The organism is Alteripontixanthobacter maritimus, from assembly GCF_003340475.1.
GTDB classification, from domain to species: Bacteria; Pseudomonadota; Alphaproteobacteria; order Sphingomonadales; family Sphingomonadaceae; genus Alteripontixanthobacter; species Alteripontixanthobacter maritimus.
This window is the reverse complement of record NZ_QBKA01000002.1, coordinates 1,613,498-1,629,154: the sequence shown is the minus strand read 5'-3', so window position 1 is coordinate 1,629,154 and position 15,657 is coordinate 1,613,498. Positions and strand designations below refer to the sequence as shown.

Sequence of the window (15,657 nt, the reverse complement as noted above, 5' to 3'; positions counted from 1 at the left end):
CGATCAGGCCGCCCTACTTCCAGGTTTGGTTACCGGTTTGGCTGCGAGTTCCTTTGGCAGCTCGCCTTCCTCGTAAGACGGAAAGTTGAGCTCGATGAGCGGGTAGAACGGCACGCCCAGATCAGCCTGGCCGCCGGAGCGATCGACCAGCGAAACTTCCGCCACGATGTTGCCTCCCTCGCGCCTTACGGCAGCGATGGCTTCGCGGCTGGACAGACCGGTGGTCACCACATCTTCCACCATCAGCACTTTCGCGCCCGGTTCGAGGCGGAAGCCGCGTCGCAGCTGGAATTCGCCATCCGGGCGTTCAAGGAACAACGCGTCCAGTTCCAGCGCGCGGCCCATTTCGTGGCCGATGATCAGTCCGCCCATGGCCGGTGATACCACCACATCGATCTCCTGCCGCACTTCGCGCGGAATTTTCTGAACCAGCGCGCGCGCCAGCCTTCCGGCACGTTCCGCGTTCATGAGTACCCGCGCGCATTGCAGATAGTGCCCGCTATGCAGGCCGGAAGAAAGCTTAAAATGTCCCTCGAGCAGCGCCTCGCTACCGCGGAATTCGGCCAAGATGTCGTCGTCGGTCATGTAATTCCTGCAATCGAAAGGGCCGCATCGATGCGCGGTTTGCAACAGGGCCCACTGAATGGCCCCGAAAGGGCTGTTGGGCTTGCAAAATGTCCCTAGATGCGCTTGAGGCATCGGGCAAGCGGGCCTATAGGGTCGCGTGCCGTTCCGGGTGCAGGGACAACGATTGCAGCTTTGCAATCATGGCCGCACCTGAATGGAAAGTCGCCAGAATAGAAAGATGTGCGCTGATGATGTCGGAACGGGCCAATAGCCGGATAGCTGACCGGATGACCAGGTTTCTCGCCCTGATCTGGGTTGCCGCAATGCTCGCATTCGCGCCGCAATCCGCGCTGGCGCAGGAAGGTCTGACGCAGTCGGATCTCGTCGCGCCGCCGCCCGCGATCGTCCCGCCCGCCGCGATGGAGCAGGTGCCAGACGACGCCGCTGCCGACGCCACGAGCGGCGATCCCGTGATCGAGGATGCTGGCGGTTATGTCCCGATGGGCCCTGAAATGATCAAGGGTCAGCCTACCAACGGCTCGATTACCTTCCAGGACCAGTACTCGCCCAATGGAGATTACGCGCTGTGGATGCATGACGCGATCCTGCTGCCGATGGTGTTCGGCATCAGCCTGCTGGTCCTCGGCCTGCTATTGTTCGTAATTGCGAAATTCAATCGCCGTGCCAACAAGGTGCCGTCTCGCACCACGCACAACACTCTGGTCGAGGTTCTGTGGACGATCATTCCGGTAATCATCCTGCTGGCTATCGCGGTCCCGTCGATCACGCTGCTGGCGAAACAGTTCAAGACCCCGCCAGCCGATGCGCTGACGATCAAGGCGACCGGTTACCAGTGGTATTGGGGCTACACCTATCCCGACAATGGCGGGTTCGAAATCATCTCCAACATGATGCCTGAAGAAGAGGCGCGTGCGAAGGGTTTTCCCGGCCAGCTGGAAGTGGACAACCGTCTGGTTTTGCCGGTGGGTGAGCCTATCCGGATACAGACAACCGCCGCGGACGTAATTCACAGCTTCGCCGTTCCGTCGCTCTGGTTCAAGCATGATGCGGTTCCGGGCCGGATCAACGAAAAGACGATGATCATCAAGGAGCCGGGCATCTATTACGGCCAGTGCAGCGAGCTTTGCGGCGCGCGGCACGGTTATATGCCGATCGCGATCGAGGCGCTGCCCCGTCCGCAATTCGAAGCCTGGGTCCGTGCGCAAGGTGGCACTGTGGGCAATGAAGCGGCGGATACCGACGGAGTGCTTGGCGCGGAACTGCCGGGCCTTCAGCAGCCCGAGAGTGCGGTTCCGGACGCAGCCGGTGCGGGGGCTCCGCCCACGCGCACGACCGCTCCCGGAACGCCGGTAACCGAATAAAGATCTGGCGTCCTGCGCCCGAACATGACGACCTGACACGACGATAGAGCAGAAAGTTCGATACGATGGCCACCACAGCCGATACCTTCCAGGGTCATACCGAAAGTCACGGCGGATCGCACGGGGCGGAGCATCATGATGCCGACCACAAGCCCGGCTTTTTCGCGCGCTGGTTCATGTCCACCAATCATAAGGACATCGGCACGCTCTATCTGATCTTCGCGATCTGCGCGGGCATCATCGGTGGTGCGATCTCTGGTATCATGCGCGCCGAACTGCATGAGCCAGGCATTCAGGTACTTGGTTACTGGGTCAACTTCATGGGCGGCGAGGCCAGCTTCGACGCCAATCTGCATATGTGGAACGTGCTCATTACGGCGCACGGTCTTATCATGGTATTCTTCATGGTCATGCCGGCCATGATCGGCGGCTTCGGCAACTGGTTCGTGCCGCTGATGATCGGTGCGCCGGATATGGCGTTCCCGCGCATGAACAATATTTCGTTCTGGCTGACGGTTGCCGGCTTCGCTTCGCTGATGTTCTCCATGTTCGTACCGGGCGGTATCGGTAACGGGGCGGGGACCGGGTGGACGGTCTATGCGCCGCTATCGACCAGCGGTTCCACGGGGCCGGCGGTCGATTTCGCGATCTTCTCGCTCCACCTTGCGGGCGCTGGTTCGATCCTGGGTGCGACCAACTTCATCACCACCATCTTCAACATGCGCGCGCCGGGGATGACCTTGCACAAGATGCCGCTATTCGTGTGGTCGGTGCTGGTTACCGCATTCCTGTTGCTGCTGGCGCTGCCGGTGCTGGCTGCAGCCATTACCATGCTGCTGACGGATCGGAACTTCCAGACGACATTCTTCGATCCTGCCGGTGGCGGCGATCCGGTGCTTTACCAGCATCTGTTCTGGTTCTTCGGTCACCCTGAAGTCTACATCATGATCCTGCCGGGCTTCGGCATGATCAGCCAGATTGTAGCGACGTTCTCCAGGAAGCCGGTCTTTGGCTATCTCGGCATGGCCTATGCGATGGTCGCGATCGGCGTGGTAGGCTTCGTCGTGTGGGCGCACCATATGTATACGGTCGGCCTCGACGTAAATACGAAGATGTATTTCACCGCCGCGACGATGGTTATCGCCGTGCCGACGGGCGTGAAGATCTTCAGTTGGATCGCCACGATGTGGGGCGGCAGCATGGAGTTCAAATCGCCGATGGTCTGGGCAATGGGCTTCATCTTCCTGTTCACTGTGGGCGGCGTGACCGGCGTGGTGCTGGCCAATGGCGGCATCGACGACAATCTGCACGACACCTATTACGTAGTGGCGCATTTCCACTACGTGCTGTCGATGGGCGCCGTGTTCAGCCTGTTCGCAGCGTTCTACTACTGGTTCCCTAAGATGAGCGGGCGCTGGCATAGCGAACTGCTCGCCCATATCCACTTCTGGGGTTTCTTCATCGGTGTGAACGTGATCTTCTTCCCGCAGCACTTCCTGGGAATGAACGGGATGCCGCGCCGAATTCCGGATTATGCAGAAGCCTACAGCTACTGGAACGAGGTTTCGTCCTTCGGCTATTATATCATGTTCGCATCGATGGGCGTGTTCTTCGTGAACCTCATCTACGCTTTCACGATGGGCAAGAAAGCCAGCGCGAATTACTGGGGCGAAGGCGCAACAACGCTGGAATGGACGCTGTCCAGCCCGCCGCCATACCACCAGTTCGAAACGCTGCCGGTGATCGAAGAGCATCATGATTACCACAACCACCTGCCAGCCGAAGAAAAGGCTTGAGGCGAATACGCCAGCCCGCCTGTAGGCACAGGACATACTGAAGGGGGGCGCATCGGTAACGGTGTGCCCCCTTTTGCAAACACCAGACAGGATCGTATCCGCCCACACATGACCGCCACTGCCGCCACGAATGCCCCGACGCTACCAGCTGATTGGCGCGATTTCTTCGCGCTGACCAAGCCGCGCGTGATGAGCCTGGTGATCTTCACCGGCCTGTGCGGGCTGCTGGCCGCGCCCGGCAGTATCAACCCGGTGATCGGTTTCACTGCCATCCTCTGTATCGCGCTGGGCGCGGGCGGTGCGGCGGCGCTGAACCAATGGTGGGAAAGCGACATAGATGCCGGGATGAAACGAACCGCTGCGCGTCCGATACCCGGCGGCCGAATGGTGCGCGGGGATGCGCGCGATTTCGGATTGCTGCTGTCGGGCATGTCGGTCGGAACGATGGGTCTGGCCGTGGGCTGGCTGGCGGCGGCGATCCTTGCCTTCTCGATCGTCTATTACGCCGTCATCTATACTATGTGGCTGAAGCCGCGCACGCCGCAGAACATCGTGATCGGCGGCGGGGCGGGGGCGTTCCCTCCGCTGATCGGTTGGGTTGCGGTCACGGGCGAGATCACTGCCATGCCGGTGCTGCTGTTTGCCATCATCTTCATGTGGACCCCGCCGCATTTCTGGGCGCTCGCGCTGTTCGTGCAGTCCGATTACGCCAAGGTCGGCATACCAATGATGCCCGTTGCCAAGGGGGAGCGTTCGACCCGCCGCCAGATCTTCATCTACGCCGCCCTGCTGGTACCGGTCGCTGCTGCGCCCTGGTTCATTGGCGGTACCGGCGCGATCTACGGAATTTCCGCGATTGTGCTATCGACCGCTTTTCTAGCCTTATCGGTCCCGGTCGCGCTTCGCACCTCGACCGAGCAGGACACGATGAAGCCGGAGAAACGCCTGTTCGCCTTCAGCATAATCTATCTGTTTGCGCTGTTCGCGGTGCTGGTTGCCGATCGCCTGATCCTCGCCGTTCCATCCGCCGGAGCCTGACCATGACCAATGTGCCGAACCTGCCCGACGATACCGGCCGCGAAGCGCTGGACAAGCGCCGCCGCCAGCGCAATCTGGTCGTGGGGGGCGTGCTGCTGTTTTTCGTCGTCCTGTTTTACGCCATCACCATCGTGCGGATGGGGGACTGACGCGTGGCAAGCGCACCGACTAACACAGCCCGTAATACTGGCGCGCCGCTCGACCGGCGTAACCTGCGCACCGGCGCTCTCGCGCTGTTGGGTGCGCTGACGATGCTCGGTCTGGGCTATGCCGCCGTGCCACTTTACGACCTGTTCTGCCGTGTCACTGGCTTCGGCGGCACTACCCAGCGGGCGAGCGAAACCGAAGCCAGTGCGGCGGAACGCATTGCGCAAAGCGCGGGCGGTAAGACGATGTCGATCCGGTTCGATGCGAGTACGGCGCGCGACGTGCCGTGGCGCTTCACGGCGGATCAGCCGACCGACACCGTCCAGATCGGCGTGCGCGACATGGCATTCTACACCGCCCGCAACAATAGCAGCATTCCCATCACCGGCACCGCGACCTTCAATGTCGAGCCGGAGCGGGCGGGCAAGTATTTCAACAAGATCCAGTGTTTCTGCTTTACGGAACAGACGCTCCAGCCGGGTCAGGAAATGCGGATGCCGGTCTTGTACTACGTCGATCCCGCCGCACTCGATGACGAGGCCATGGCGGATGTCGAACAGATTACACTCAGCTATACCTTCCACCGAGCCAAATCAGACGGCGCGCAGGTGAAAGAGGACAGCTGACCCCTAGACCCTGGCAGGCCGTCGCAGTAAGGCCTGTTCAAACTTCGAAGCAGGACGATCACATGGCCGGTGCCGTAAATCACGAATATCACATTCTTCCGCCTGATATCTGGCCGTTGCTCGGCTCGATTTCGGCGCTGACTTTTACCACCGGCATGGTGATGTTCATGCATTCCGATTTCTTCGGCGGTGCATGGTATGCCGTGCTCGGCCTCGGTATCGCGGGACTTATCGCCACCTTCTACAGTTGGTTTGCCAACATCGTGAACGAAGCGGAAAGCGGCTATCACACTCCCGTGGTGCAGCTACACATGCGCTATGGCATGATCCTGTTTATCGCTTCCGAAGTGATGTTCTTCGTCGGCTGGTTCTGGAGCTGGTTCGATTTCTCGCTGTTCCCGTCCGAACTGACCGAGGTCATCGGTGGTCAGTGGCCGCCCAAGGCGATCGAAGCCGTGATGGATCCATTCGACCTGCCACTGCTGAATACGCTGATCCTGCTGTGTTCGGGTACCACCGTAACATGGGCGCATCACAGCCTAATCCATGGCGACCGGGAAGGCCTGAAGAAGGGCCTGTGGCTGACGGTCATCCTGGGCGCGGTTTTCACGGCAGTGCAGATTTACGAGTATGGTCATGCGCCGTTCGACTTCGGCGGTAACACCTATTCCAGCGCATTCTACATGGCGACCGGATTTCATGGGTTCCACGTGCTGGTTGGCACGATCTTCCTGATCGTCTGCCTCGCGCGCACCTACAAGGGGCACTTTACCCCGCGCCAGCATTTCGGTTTCGAGGCGGCTGCCTGGTATTGGCATTTCGTCGATGTAGTATGGCTGTTCCTCTTTATCGTCGTCTATGTCTGGGGCGGATGGGGTGCTGAAATCCACTGATGAATCCTGACACGACTGAGCTTTCAGAAGGGCAGCCGGGCACGACAGTTTCGTTGGGCCGGGCTGCCCTTTCCGGTTCGTGCCCTCGATGCGGCGCGCGAACGATGTTCGATGGCATCGTGCAATTCGCGGATAAGTGCCGTGCCTGCGGGTTGGACTACACCCGCTTCAACGTAGGCGACGGACCGGCGGCGTTCCTCACGCTGATCATCGGGGCGGTTCTGGTTGGCCTGGCGTTGTGGCTGGAAGTTGCCATGGCCCCGCCGTTCTGGGTGCACATGTTGCTTTGGATTCCGCTCACTGTGCTCGCGGTGCTGGCCGGATTGCGGATTGCGAAAGCCGCGCTGCTGATCGCGGAATATCGCAACAAGGCGGGCGAGGCTGGGACTGTGCCGGCCGCGCCGGACGAAGCACCATGAACCGGCTTCCGATAATACCCACCATCGTAGTTGCAGCGGCAGTCGCGACGATGATTGCGCTCGGTTTCTGGCAGCTTGGCCGCGCGGATGAGAAAGAAGCGATGATTGCCCGGTACGAAGCGGCACTGGTCAGTGGCGCGCAGGTGCCGTTTCCTGCCGCTGGCGGCGGCGTAGCCCGGGAAGAAGACCTGTTCCACCCGACCACCTTCGACTGCATGCGAGTAATGGGCCGCGAAGCAATCGCCGGGCGCAGTGCTCGTGGACAATCTGGCTTGGCGCATATCGCTCGGTGCGAAACCGGCCGCGGCGCGGCGGATGTGAAACTGGGATGGTCGCGCAATCCAGTGTTCGAGGGATGGGACGGCGGTACCGTGACCGGACTTGTAACGGCGGGTGGCCGCGATGGCGCGCGTGTGCAATTGGCAGAGCCTGCGCCCGGGCTCGAACCGCTTGCCGTGCCCGACCCCGCTGACGTTCCGAACAACCATCTTGCCTACGCCGTCCAGTGGTTCCTGTTCGCCCTGACCGCGCTGGTCATCTACTGGCTGGCGATCCGGCGGCGACACAGGGCTTCACGAGAGCAGCAATAGAGCGCGGCACAGGCTGCTTGCGAGCGCGCCCTGCCACGGCTACGCCGCAGCATAATATGCAATACGTATCGACCCGCGGCACCGCGCCAGTTCTCGACTTCGAAGGTGTCACTCTAGCCGGCCTTGCCAGCGATGGCGGACTGTATCTGCCGCAGGAATGGCCGCGCTTTTCCGAAAGCGAAATCGCCGCGATGGCAGGGCTGCCTTATGCGGAGCTTGCCGCGCGGATCATGACACCATTCGTGGCGGGCAGTTTGTCACCAGACGAGCTGCAGGATCTGTGCGACCGCGCTTACGGACGCTTCAGCCATGATGCGGTGACGCCGCTGGTTCAGCTCGACCAGCAGCACTGGTTGCTCGAACTGTTTCATGGGCCGACGCTGGCGTTCAAGGATGTGGCACTGCAGCTGCTTGGTCGGCTGTTTGAAACCTTCCTCAAACGCTCGGACGATCATCTCACCATCGTCGGCGCGACCAGCGGCGATACCGGGAGCGCGGCGATCGATGCGGTGGCCGGGCGGGAGCGGATCGATATCTTCATGCTCCACCCGAAGGGCCGGGTGAGCGACGTTCAGCGCCGCCAGATGACCACCATGCGCGCGCCAAACGTGCACAACATCGCGGTCGAAGATGCCAGTTTCGACGATGCCCAGGCCATGGTGAAGCGAATGTTCCGCGATCCAGCGATGAATACACGCTTCCATATCGGGGCGGTCAATTCGATCAACTGGGCGCGGTTGATGGCGCAGGTGGTGTATTACTTCGCCGCCGCCATGCAATTGGGTGCGCCGCAGCGAAAGGTGGCGTTTTCCGTACCGACCGGTAATTTCGGTGACGTGTTTGCAGGCTATGTCGCGGCGAAGATGGGCCTGCCGGTGGAGCGGCTGATCGTGGCCACCAACGTCAACGATATCCTCCACCGCGCGCTGGCGAATGGTGATTACAGCGCGGGCGATGTTACGCCCACCGCCTCGCCCAGCATGGATATCCAGGTGAGTTCCAATTTCGAACGGCTGCTGTTCGATTGCGGCGGGCGCGATGGGACAGCGCTGGCCCGGCAGATGGACGGGTTCGAACTGGAGCGCGCCATGCGACTTACGGACGCGCAGCGTACCGGCGCGTCGGGCCTGCTGACCAGCGCACGCGCAGATGCGGATGCCATGTCCGGGGCCATGCGCTGGGCGCACGACCGCGCTGGACAGGTGATCGACCCGCATACTGCTATCGGCCTCCATGCCGCCCGCGCGGCAGAGGGAATCGCGCCCGACATACCGGTAGTCACGCTGGCGACCGCGCATCCAGCCAAGTTCCGCGATGCGGTGGAGCGCGCCCTTGGCACCAGACCAAGCCTGCCCGCGCGCATGGGCGATCTGTTCGGGCGCGAGGAGTTTTGCACCGACCTTCCCGGCGAATATGATGCGGTGGCGGCATTCGTGGCGGACCGCGCCACTGCCGCCTCGCCTGCGACCTGATGGTCCGCCTTGCCAGCCAGCCATTGCTGATGACCGGCACCGGGTGGGCGGATTATGGCCTTGTCGATAGCGGGCATGGGCGAAAACTTGAACGCTACGGCCGATACCGCTTCATCCGACCCGAACCCCAGGCGATGTGGGCCCCGCGCCTGCCAGCCGAGGCGTGGGAGGCGCATGGGGAGTTCGTGCCCGGTTCGGACGAGGATGGCGGCGGGCGCTGGCAACATGCGCAAGGCGTGCCGGACGATGGCTGGTCGCTGCACTGGAAGGACGGTGTGCGCTTCACCGCGCAATGCACGCCCTTCCGCCACCTCGACTTCTTCCCCGATATGGCGCCTGTGTGGGACTGGATGGGCGAACAGCTCGAAGGTCGTGACGATGCATCGACACTCAATCTGTTCGGTTACACCGGCGTGGGATCGCTTGCTCTGTCGCGTTATGGCCCGGTCACGCATGTCGATGCGTCGAAGAAATCCGTGGCGCAGGCCCGCGAAAATGCAGCGATGTCGGATTTGGAAGACAAGCCAATCCGCTGGCTCGTCGATGATGCGACGAAATTTGCAGCGCGCGAAGTGCGGCGCGAAAAACGCTATGATGGGATCATTCTAGACCCGCCGAAATTCGGACGCGGCCCCAATGGCGAAATCTGGCGGCTGGAAGAAGGGCTGCCCGGCCTGATTGCCGATTGCCGCGCGCTGCTGGACGAAGATAGCCGGTTTCTGTTCCTTACGGTGTATGCCGTGCGAATATCCAGCCTGGCGCTGGCGGGATTGCTGGCGGAACATTTTGCCGACCTTCCCGGTACCATCGAACATGGCGATCTGGCGGTGGCGGAGGATGCGGACGGCGCGGACGCTGCTTCGCGTCTGCTTCCCACAGCAATCTTCGCACGGTGGCGGGCGCGCTAGATCCGGACGCGCGGCTAGACCTTGTATATCGCACTGCACGCTGCCATTTCCCTGGCTCTATGGCCGATACCCTAATCCTCGAAGTCGCCGACCTGGAAACCGATATCCTGACGGGTATCTATTCGGAGGAGACCGGCAAGGCGCAGCCTCTGCGTATTTCGATTGTTGCCGAACTGAAGCCCGACGCACAATACACACCCGATACGCCGCTCGATCGCAGCAAGAATTACATGGACCTGAAATTCGCCGCGACCGAAGCCTTGCCGGAAGGCGTGCATTTCAAGCTGATCGAGGCGGTGGCCGACCATATCTGCGACACGCTGTTTGCGCAGGACGTGCGCGTGCTCGCTGTCACAGTGCGGATCGTGAAGCTGGCTATTGCTGAAGCGAATGAAAAAATCGGCATCACCCTACGGCGCGAGCGGCGCTGATATGGCATCCGCCGGGATCCAGCGGATAGATGTGGGCGCGCTGCCCGCCGCCCCGCTGGACGCGGCAGCGATGTTCCAGAACGATTGGCTGGCCGCAATCCGGCAGGCAACGGAAAGAGCCGACTGCATCATCGTGCTAGGCGTGGCGGATCATACGCACCGCAATTGGCGGGTCGCAATGGTACGCGGCCTGGCCCGCGAGGCAGCACCCCGGCGGGTCAATATTGTCGCCGGTAACGAACAGGATGCGGTGGACGCCGCGCTTGCATATCTTGCCTCCGCGCCGGGGATCACTGGACAGCTGCTGGACGTGGATGGCGACGGCAAGACGGCTGCGGGAATACAGGCAGCATGACCGCGCTCGCTTCCTCCCTTGCCCCCCTGGTTGATGGCTTCGCGCGCGAAATCACCTATCTCAGGATGTCGGTGACGGATCGCTGCGACCTTCGCTGCACCTATTGCATGCCCGAACGAATGCAGTTCCTGCCGCGTGCCGAAGTGCTGACGCTGGAAGAGCTGTACCAACTGGCGCTGGGCTTCATGGCGCGCGGCGTCCGTACCATCCGATTGACCGGTGGCGAGCCCCTCGTGCGGCGCGATGTGATGGATATGGTTCGCGCGCTGGGCCGCCGACTTGGTAACGGCCTCGACGAGTTGACGCTGACTACCAACGGCACGCAATTGGGAACCCACGCAGAGGCTCTGGCGGCGGCCGGTGTGCGGCGCGTGAACGTCTCGCTCGATACCCGCGATCCGGCGCTGTTCCGGAAGCTTACGCGGCGAGACGCTTTGTCCCAGGTGCTGAACGGTATCGCCGCGGCAAAGGCTGCAGGGTTGCGGGTCAAACTGAACACGGTCGCGCTGAAAGGTCTGAACGAGGTGGAGTTGCCCGACCTTATCGCCTGGGCGCATGGCGAAGGGCACGATTGCACCCTGATCGAGGTCATGCCGCTGGGCGAAGTCGATGGCGACCGGATTGATCATTATCTGCCGCTCGATGCGGTCAAGGAAAGGCTGGACCAGCGCTGGACCCTGACCCCGTCGGGCCATCGCAGCGCCGGGCCGGCGCGTTACTGGAATGTGGCGGAAACGGGCGGCAGGCTGGGGCTAATTACACCGCTGACCGACAATTTCTGCGCCGGTTGCAACCGCATTCGCGTGACTGCGACTGGCCAGCTTTACCCCTGTCTCGGCGGGGGGGAGCGAGTCGATCTGCGCGCCGCAATGCGCTCTGCCGACCCCGAAACCGAACTGGCAGACGGACTGGAAACGGCCATGCGGATCAAACCCGCGCGGCACAATTTTGCCATTCGCGCGCCTGGCGAAGCGCCGGCGCAGCCGCGCCACATGTCGGTCACCGGCGGTTAGTAATGGCGATAACGATCCTGTTCCTGGGCCCCTTGCGCGATCTGGCAACGTCTGATTCTATTGCCGTAGATGCGCCGCTGGACTGGGCAGGGCTGATCGCCGCTGTCCCCGATGCAGTTGCAAGCGAATTGCGTGGCGAGCGTGTGAACATTGCCTGCGCCGGGCGGGTGCTGGCCGACAAAACCACTCTGGCAGCCGTGGACGGTGATGAAATTGCGCTGCTCCCCCCCGTAAGCGGTGGCTGACAGGGTGAAAATTGCCCGTCCGGCCGATGTCCGTTTGCTCGGCTCCGGCTTTTCCGTGGGCGAGGCGCTGGCCGCCTTCAACGCGGCACATCCCGGCGCGGGCGGTATCGCCAGTTTTTGCGGTAAGGTGCGATCCGATGCGGGCACGAAAGCGCTTGAGCTCACGCATTATGACCCCCTGACATTGCCTGTCATGCAAGAGCTGGCGCATGCGGCGCTGTCCCGCTGGACGTTGGCTGGACTGTTGTGCTGGCACCGGGTCGGCGTGATGCAGCCGGGCGCGCCGATCGTGCTGGTAGCTGCCGCTGCCGCGCATCGCCGGGCCGCATTCGAAGCGACCGATTACCTGATGGACCATTTGAAAAGCGCCGCCTGGTTCTGGAAGCGCGAACGCCGCAGCGATGGCTGGCACTGGATCCAACCGCGCGATCAAGACCACTCCGATCTCGCGCGGTGGGCGGCGGACCCTACCTGATACGGGCGGCCAATCTGGCAATCGTACGATCCTGCGCGGACACCAGTGCAATCGCTTCTGCGCGTACTTCGCTGATGGCGGCCAGTTCGCGCGAGGCGGAATAGCCTTCCACTTCGGCATCTACGAACAGCGCATCGAGCGTGCCGAGCGGAACCGCGGTGCGGCTGCGAATCGCAATCAGATCGGCTAGCGCAACCTGTGCTTCGGCCCATGCATCGCTACCGGTGGACGCACGCCCCCCGGCAGCCACGCTACGTTCGGCGCGGGGGCGGGCAGCAGCAAAGGTGCGCTGGGCCGACGCCGCTTCCGCCCGCAGGCTTGCAAGCTGGTCCAGCAAGGAAGCTGCAGGAGCGGTTGGCGCAGGAAGCGGTTCGGGATCGGCCGGGGCTGGCATTTCGCCGCTCACCCGCTCGACATCGCGGATTGCTAGCGAGGGATAGTCGCCGGCGGTAGACGCACAGCCTGCCAGCGTGATTGCGCCGGCGAAAAGAATGGCGGCAGACCGCAGGCTTGTGATACTTGTCATACCGGCATCTTTAGCATGACAATCGGGCGGCGCTATACCGGATGGCAAGCCGAGTTTGCACCGGTAATTGCCGCATTCTAAGTTGACTTGGCCGGCACCGGTGGGTAACGGGACCCTTCTTTCGGCCGCCATGCAATTGGCGGGTGGCTGCTGCGTCGCCAACAAGGGCGACCATACAATATAATGGAAGTGATACGACCATGTTCGCAATCGTGCGTACGGGCGGCAAACAATATCGGGTTGCTGCCGGAGACAAATTGGCTGTCGAGAAGATGGCTGGCGAAGCCGGTGACACCGTGACGCTGGGCGATGTCCTGCTGGCCGGTGAAGGCGATACGATGGAGGACGCGGCCAAGGTCAGCGTTTCCGCCGAGATCATCGCTCAGGCGAAAAGCGAAAAGGTGATCGTCTTCAAGAAGAAGCGTCGTCACAACTATCGCCGGAAGCAGGGCCATCGCCAGCAGCTGACGTTGTTGCGGATACTTTCGGTCGGTGACGACAAGAAGGCTGCACCGAAAAAGGCCGCGACCAAGACGGCGGATGATACCAAGGCCGATGCGCCCAAGAAGGATGTTGGCACGAAGGCCCCGGCCAAGAGTGCTGCGACCGACGCTGCGACCAAGAAGGCTGACAAGCCGGTCGCGAAGCAAGCTGCGCCGAAAAAGACTGCTGGCGAAAACGCTTCGGGTACCAGCGATTCGGCGCCTAAGAAAAAGGCTCCTGCCAAGAAGGCAGAGCCCAAGAAGACCGACAAGAAGTAAGGACCAAGCGCAATGGCACATAAAAAAGCAGGCGGTTCATCGCGTAACGGTCGCGATTCGGCAGGCCGGCGCCTTGGCGTCAAAAAATTCGGCAGCGAGAACGTGATCGCGGGCAACATTATCGTGCGCCAGCGCGGTACCAAGTTCTATCCGGGCAGCAATGTCGGGATGGGCAAGGACCACACGCTGTTCGCCCTGAATGACGGCGTGGTACGATTCCACAAGGGCCGCCAGGACCGCAAATACGTCTCGGTCGACATGCTGGCGGAAGCCGCAGAATAATCGGATGATCCAACACCGGGATTATCCAGCAGGATAGTCCCCGGCCGGGCATGAACCGGCCGATTTTCCAAAAGAGGGAGATAGGGCTTTCCTGGTTCAGGGAGCCCGTCTCTCTCTTTTCGTATCTCCCTCGCAAATCGCACGGTCTGTCCCGAACGGGTCGCCGTGAAACCTCGCTGTCATCATACGTTGGTAAGTGACGATGACGCAGCGGGGCGATGGAGAAGGACGATGTTTCACCGTACCCGGCGCATGTTGATGCGCCCGCCCTGGCCCGAAGACTCGCGCGCGCTCCATGCCGGCATTGCCGACGAAGCAATCGTGCGCAATCTGGCGACCGCGCCGTGGCCCTATCTTCACGAGCACGCGCGGGAATTTCTGCAATTGCCGGTCGAGCCAGGTCTTCCACGCTTTTTGCTGTTCGAACCGAACGCGTCCGGCACACGGCTGGTAGGTAGCGTCGGGTTGGGCGAACATGAAGGCGATGTGGAGCTGGGCTACTGGATTGCCCGCGCGCATTGGGGGCACGGGTTTGCCACCGAAGCGGTGCTGGCATTGTTGCAAATCGCCCGGACGCTCGGTCACACGCGCCTGATCGCGAGCCATTTCGGGGACAATCCGGCATCGGGCGCGGTTTTGCGCAAGGCCGGGTTCAAACCGACCGGCACATCTTCGATGCGTTATAGCAAGGCACGTGGAGCGGAGGCGGACGGCCGCGACTTCACCATCGACCTGACCCGCACCGACATCTTTTGCTGCGAATCGGAGCGCCGGGCGGCTTAAAAACTGTTCGGCGCTTTTGGTTCGGTCGGATCAGTCAGCCAGGACTGCGCCGGAAAACTCGCTTTCGTAAAGGCCAATGAGTTCGCGGTCATCCTCGTTCCAAGGGTGGAAGCCGGGAAGGAAATACGCTGCCCATCCGCCCGCGATCTTGCGGAAAAAGCCGGGATTTCCGAACAAATATTTCAATGCGCGCCATTTCCATTTCGCACTGGTCAGGCCGTCCTGCGCAAGCAGGTCGAGCATGTCCTGATAACGATGCTTCACGAAGCGCGTGGTGACGATCAGCATCATGAGCGATTTGACCTTCCAGCGGCGAAAGCGGCTCCAGTTGCGAGTATGGTGCAGCCAAGTATCGTAGGCGACGCCCTTGTGCTCGATCTCTTCTGCAGCATGCCAGCGCCACAGATCACCGAACTCCGGCTCCGCGCCATGAAGATGTACCGGATCGGCCAGCAGTTGATGGCCCAGCATTGCGGTGAAGTGTTCCAGAGCCATGGTGGCCGCCAGGTTGATGGCGGCGGGGCGTTCCTTGATCTGCGCGAGAAGATCTTCGACGCGCCTGTCGATGGCTGCAATGTCGTATCCACTATCGCTGGCCATGCGGTTCATGGCGACGTGTTCGCGGGTATGGTTGATTTCCTGCCGCACGAAAGCACGAATTTCGTCGCGCAACTGCGGTGCAGCGCCATTCCGGCAAGCCTTTACCGATTCGATGAAGAACGCTTCGCCACGGGGGAAGGTGGCGGACAGGGCGTTGAACCACGCGGTCGCAACCGGATCGTCATTCACCCACCAGCGGCGTGGGGCGGTATCGCGCCCGAACCGGCGGTCGCGCACAGTGATCGTCAGGTCTGAAGGGGCCGGGCTGACAAAGGCAGGATCTCGGACGGTTTCGGTTTCGAACTTGGCAGGGGCGTTCATGGCGGCTCCAACTGTAACTTACACCAA

General features: G+C 61.7%; 21 protein-coding genes. 18 read left to right on the top strand and 3 right to left on the bottom strand.

What is annotated here, in order from left to right:
- Positions 1–3: 3 nt before the first annotated feature.
- On the bottom strand, positions 4–585 hold the full coding sequence (pyrE, locus tag HME9302_RS08100; RefSeq protein WP_115366600.1) for an orotate phosphoribosyltransferase: 582 nt from the start codon (positions 583–585) through the stop codon (positions 4–6).
- Between the two features lie 269 nt (positions 586–854).
- On the opposite strand from pyrE, the gene coxB reads away from it, so the two are divergent.
- The 15 genes from coxB to HME9302_RS08030 all read left to right on the top strand — a co-directional run bounded on the left by coxB (position 855) and on the right by HME9302_RS08030 (position 12,357).
- The gene (gene coxB / locus HME9302_RS08095; RefSeq protein ID WP_115367589.1) at positions 855–1,949 is read left to right on the top strand and encodes a cytochrome c oxidase subunit II; all 1,095 of its coding nucleotides are present in this window, start codon (positions 855–857) and stop codon (positions 1,947–1,949) included.
- A 65-nt stretch (positions 1,950–2,014) separates the two neighbouring features.
- Positions 2,015–3,745, top strand: a complete 1,731-nt coding sequence (gene ctaD, locus HME9302_RS08090) for a cytochrome c oxidase subunit I (RefSeq protein WP_115366599.1) — start codon at positions 2,015–2,017, stop codon at positions 3,743–3,745.
- A 108-nt stretch (positions 3,746–3,853) separates the two neighbouring features.
- Positions 3,854–4,783, top strand: a complete 930-nt coding sequence (locus tag HME9302_RS08085) for a heme o synthase (protein WP_115366598.1) — start codon at positions 3,854–3,856, stop codon at positions 4,781–4,783.
- A gap of 2 nt (positions 4,784–4,785) precedes the next feature.
- The gene (locus HME9302_RS13285) at positions 4,786–4,932 is read left to right on the top strand and encodes a hypothetical protein (RefSeq protein ID WP_181815711.1); all 147 of its coding nucleotides are present in this window, start codon (positions 4,786–4,788) and stop codon (positions 4,930–4,932) included.
- Between the two features lie 3 nt (positions 4,933–4,935).
- Positions 4,936–5,556 carry a cytochrome c oxidase assembly protein gene (locus HME9302_RS08080; RefSeq protein ID WP_115366597.1) on the top strand — a complete coding sequence of 207 codons (621 nt, stop codon included), beginning with the start codon at positions 4,936–4,938 and terminating at the stop codon, positions 5,554–5,556.
- A gap of 62 nt (positions 5,557–5,618) precedes the next feature.
- Positions 5,619–6,449 (top strand): cytochrome c oxidase subunit 3, encoded by an 831-nt coding sequence (locus tag HME9302_RS08075; RefSeq protein ID WP_115366596.1) that lies wholly within the window; start codon positions 5,619–5,621, stop codon positions 6,447–6,449.
- Positions 6,449–6,868 (top strand): DUF983 domain-containing protein, encoded by a 420-nt coding sequence (locus tag HME9302_RS08070; RefSeq protein WP_115366595.1) that lies wholly within the window; start codon positions 6,449–6,451, stop codon positions 6,866–6,868. Before HME9302_RS08075 ends, HME9302_RS08070 begins: the two co-directional genes overlap by 1 nt.
- Positions 6,865–7,458 carry an SURF1 family protein gene (locus tag HME9302_RS08065; protein ID WP_115366594.1) on the top strand — a complete coding sequence of 198 codons (594 nt, stop codon included), beginning with the start codon at positions 6,865–6,867 and terminating at the stop codon, positions 7,456–7,458. Before HME9302_RS08070 ends, HME9302_RS08065 begins: the two co-directional genes overlap by 4 nt.
- A 56-nt stretch (positions 7,459–7,514) precedes the next feature.
- Positions 7,515–8,930: a threonine synthase gene (gene thrC / locus HME9302_RS08060; protein WP_115366593.1), complete on the top strand. Its 1,416-nt coding sequence runs from the start codon at positions 7,515–7,517 to the stop codon at positions 8,928–8,930.
- The gene (locus HME9302_RS08055; RefSeq protein ID WP_115366592.1) at positions 8,930–9,838 is read left to right on the top strand and encodes an RsmD family RNA methyltransferase; all 909 of its coding nucleotides are present in this window, start codon (positions 8,930–8,932) and stop codon (positions 9,836–9,838) included. Before thrC ends, HME9302_RS08055 begins: the two co-directional genes overlap by 1 nt.
- A 59-nt stretch (positions 9,839–9,897) precedes the next feature.
- Positions 9,898–10,269, top strand: coding sequence for a dihydroneopterin aldolase (locus HME9302_RS08050; protein WP_115366591.1), 372 nt, complete (start codon positions 9,898–9,900; stop codon positions 10,267–10,269).
- A gap of 1 nt (position 10,270) precedes the next feature.
- Complete coding sequence (locus HME9302_RS08045) at positions 10,271–10,624, top strand: Rossmann fold domain-containing protein (protein WP_115366590.1); 354 nt, start codon at positions 10,271–10,273, stop codon at positions 10,622–10,624.
- On the top strand, positions 10,621–11,637 hold the full coding sequence (gene moaA / locus HME9302_RS08040; protein WP_115366589.1) for a GTP 3',8-cyclase MoaA: 1,017 nt from the start codon (positions 10,621–10,623) through the stop codon (positions 11,635–11,637). Before HME9302_RS08045 ends, moaA begins: the two co-directional genes overlap by 4 nt.
- 2 nt (positions 11,638–11,639) lie before the next feature.
- On the top strand, positions 11,640–11,882 hold the full coding sequence (locus HME9302_RS08035; protein ID WP_115366588.1) for a MoaD/ThiS family protein: 243 nt from the start codon (positions 11,640–11,642) through the stop codon (positions 11,880–11,882).
- 4 nt (positions 11,883–11,886) lie between these two features.
- A complete protein-coding gene (locus tag HME9302_RS08030) occupies positions 11,887–12,357 on the top strand; it encodes a molybdenum cofactor biosynthesis protein MoaE (RefSeq protein WP_230079924.1) in 471 nt (156 codons plus the stop codon).
- On the opposite strand, the gene HME9302_RS08025 is transcribed toward HME9302_RS08030, so the two are convergent.
- Positions 12,350–12,883 carry a hypothetical protein gene (locus HME9302_RS08025; protein ID WP_115366586.1) on the bottom strand — a complete coding sequence of 178 codons (534 nt, stop codon included), beginning with the start codon at positions 12,881–12,883 and terminating at the stop codon, positions 12,350–12,352. The two genes, HME9302_RS08030 and HME9302_RS08025, sit on opposite strands and share 8 nt — an antisense overlap.
- A gap of 200 nt (positions 12,884–13,083) precedes the next feature.
- Here HME9302_RS08025 and rplU point away from each other — a divergent pair, with 200 nt between their 5' ends.
- From rplU to HME9302_RS08010, 3 genes are all read left to right on the top strand, one after another.
- Positions 13,084–13,644, top strand: a complete 561-nt coding sequence (rplU, locus tag HME9302_RS08020; protein WP_115366585.1) for a 50S ribosomal protein L21 — start codon at positions 13,084–13,086, stop codon at positions 13,642–13,644.
- A 12-nt stretch (positions 13,645–13,656) separates the two neighbouring features.
- Positions 13,657–13,926 carry a 50S ribosomal protein L27 gene (rpmA, locus tag HME9302_RS08015; protein WP_115366584.1) on the top strand — a complete coding sequence of 90 codons (270 nt, stop codon included), beginning with the start codon at positions 13,657–13,659 and terminating at the stop codon, positions 13,924–13,926.
- A 231-nt stretch (positions 13,927–14,157) separates the two neighbouring features.
- Positions 14,158–14,709: a GNAT family N-acetyltransferase gene (locus tag HME9302_RS08010; RefSeq protein WP_115366583.1), complete on the top strand. Its 552-nt coding sequence runs from the start codon at positions 14,158–14,160 to the stop codon at positions 14,707–14,709.
- 30 nt (positions 14,710–14,739) lie between these two features.
- On the opposite strand, the gene HME9302_RS08005 is transcribed toward HME9302_RS08010, so the two are convergent.
- Entirely contained in the window at positions 14,740–15,630 is an 891-nt protein-coding gene (locus HME9302_RS08005; protein WP_115366582.1) for a metal-dependent hydrolase, read from the bottom strand.
- Positions 15,631–15,657 lie beyond the last annotated feature (27 nt).

Coding starts and splice junctions, on each gene's coding strand:
- ctaD (WP_115366599.1), top strand. CDS start 2,015: ATGGCCACCACAGCCGATACCTTCCAGGGTCATACCGAAAGTCACGGC.
- HME9302_RS08035 (WP_115366588.1), top strand. CDS start 11,640: ATGGCGATAACGATCCTGTTCCTGGGCCCCTTGCGCGATCTGGCAACG.
- moaA (WP_115366589.1), top strand. CDS start 10,621: ATGACCGCGCTCGCTTCCTCCCTTGCCCCCCTGGTTGATGGCTTCGCG.
- HME9302_RS08065 (WP_115366594.1), top strand. CDS start 6,865: ATGAACCGGCTTCCGATAATACCCACCATCGTAGTTGCAGCGGCAGTC.
- HME9302_RS08055 (WP_115366592.1), top strand. CDS start 8,930: ATGGTCCGCCTTGCCAGCCAGCCATTGCTGATGACCGGCACCGGGTGG.
- rplU (WP_115366585.1), top strand. CDS start 13,084: ATGTTCGCAATCGTGCGTACGGGCGGCAAACAATATCGGGTTGCTGCC.
- HME9302_RS08005 (WP_115366582.1), bottom strand. CDS start 15,630: ATGAACGCCCCTGCCAAGTTCGAAACCGAAACCGTCCGAGATCCTGCC.
- HME9302_RS08070 (WP_115366595.1), top strand. CDS start 6,449: ATGAATCCTGACACGACTGAGCTTTCAGAAGGGCAGCCGGGCACGACA.
- HME9302_RS08075 (WP_115366596.1), top strand. CDS start 5,619: ATGGCCGGTGCCGTAAATCACGAATATCACATTCTTCCGCCTGATATC.
- thrC (WP_115366593.1), top strand. CDS start 7,515: ATGCAATACGTATCGACCCGCGGCACCGCGCCAGTTCTCGACTTCGAA.
- HME9302_RS08010 (WP_115366583.1), top strand. CDS start 14,158: ATGTTTCACCGTACCCGGCGCATGTTGATGCGCCCGCCCTGGCCCGAA.
- pyrE (WP_115366600.1), bottom strand. CDS start 585: ATGACCGACGACGACATCTTGGCCGAATTCCGCGGTAGCGAGGCGCTG.
- HME9302_RS08085 (WP_115366598.1), top strand. CDS start 3,854: ATGACCGCCACTGCCGCCACGAATGCCCCGACGCTACCAGCTGATTGG.
- HME9302_RS13285 (WP_181815711.1), top strand. CDS start 4,786: ATGACCAATGTGCCGAACCTGCCCGACGATACCGGCCGCGAAGCGCTG.
- rpmA (WP_115366584.1), top strand. CDS start 13,657: ATGGCACATAAAAAAGCAGGCGGTTCATCGCGTAACGGTCGCGATTCG.
- HME9302_RS08025 (WP_115366586.1), bottom strand. CDS start 12,883: ATGACAAGTATCACAAGCCTGCGGTCTGCCGCCATTCTTTTCGCCGGC.
- HME9302_RS08045 (WP_115366590.1), top strand. CDS start 10,271: ATGGCATCCGCCGGGATCCAGCGGATAGATGTGGGCGCGCTGCCCGCC.
- HME9302_RS08050 (WP_115366591.1), top strand. CDS start 9,898: ATGGCCGATACCCTAATCCTCGAAGTCGCCGACCTGGAAACCGATATC.
- coxB (WP_115367589.1), top strand. CDS start 855: ATGACCAGGTTTCTCGCCCTGATCTGGGTTGCCGCAATGCTCGCATTC.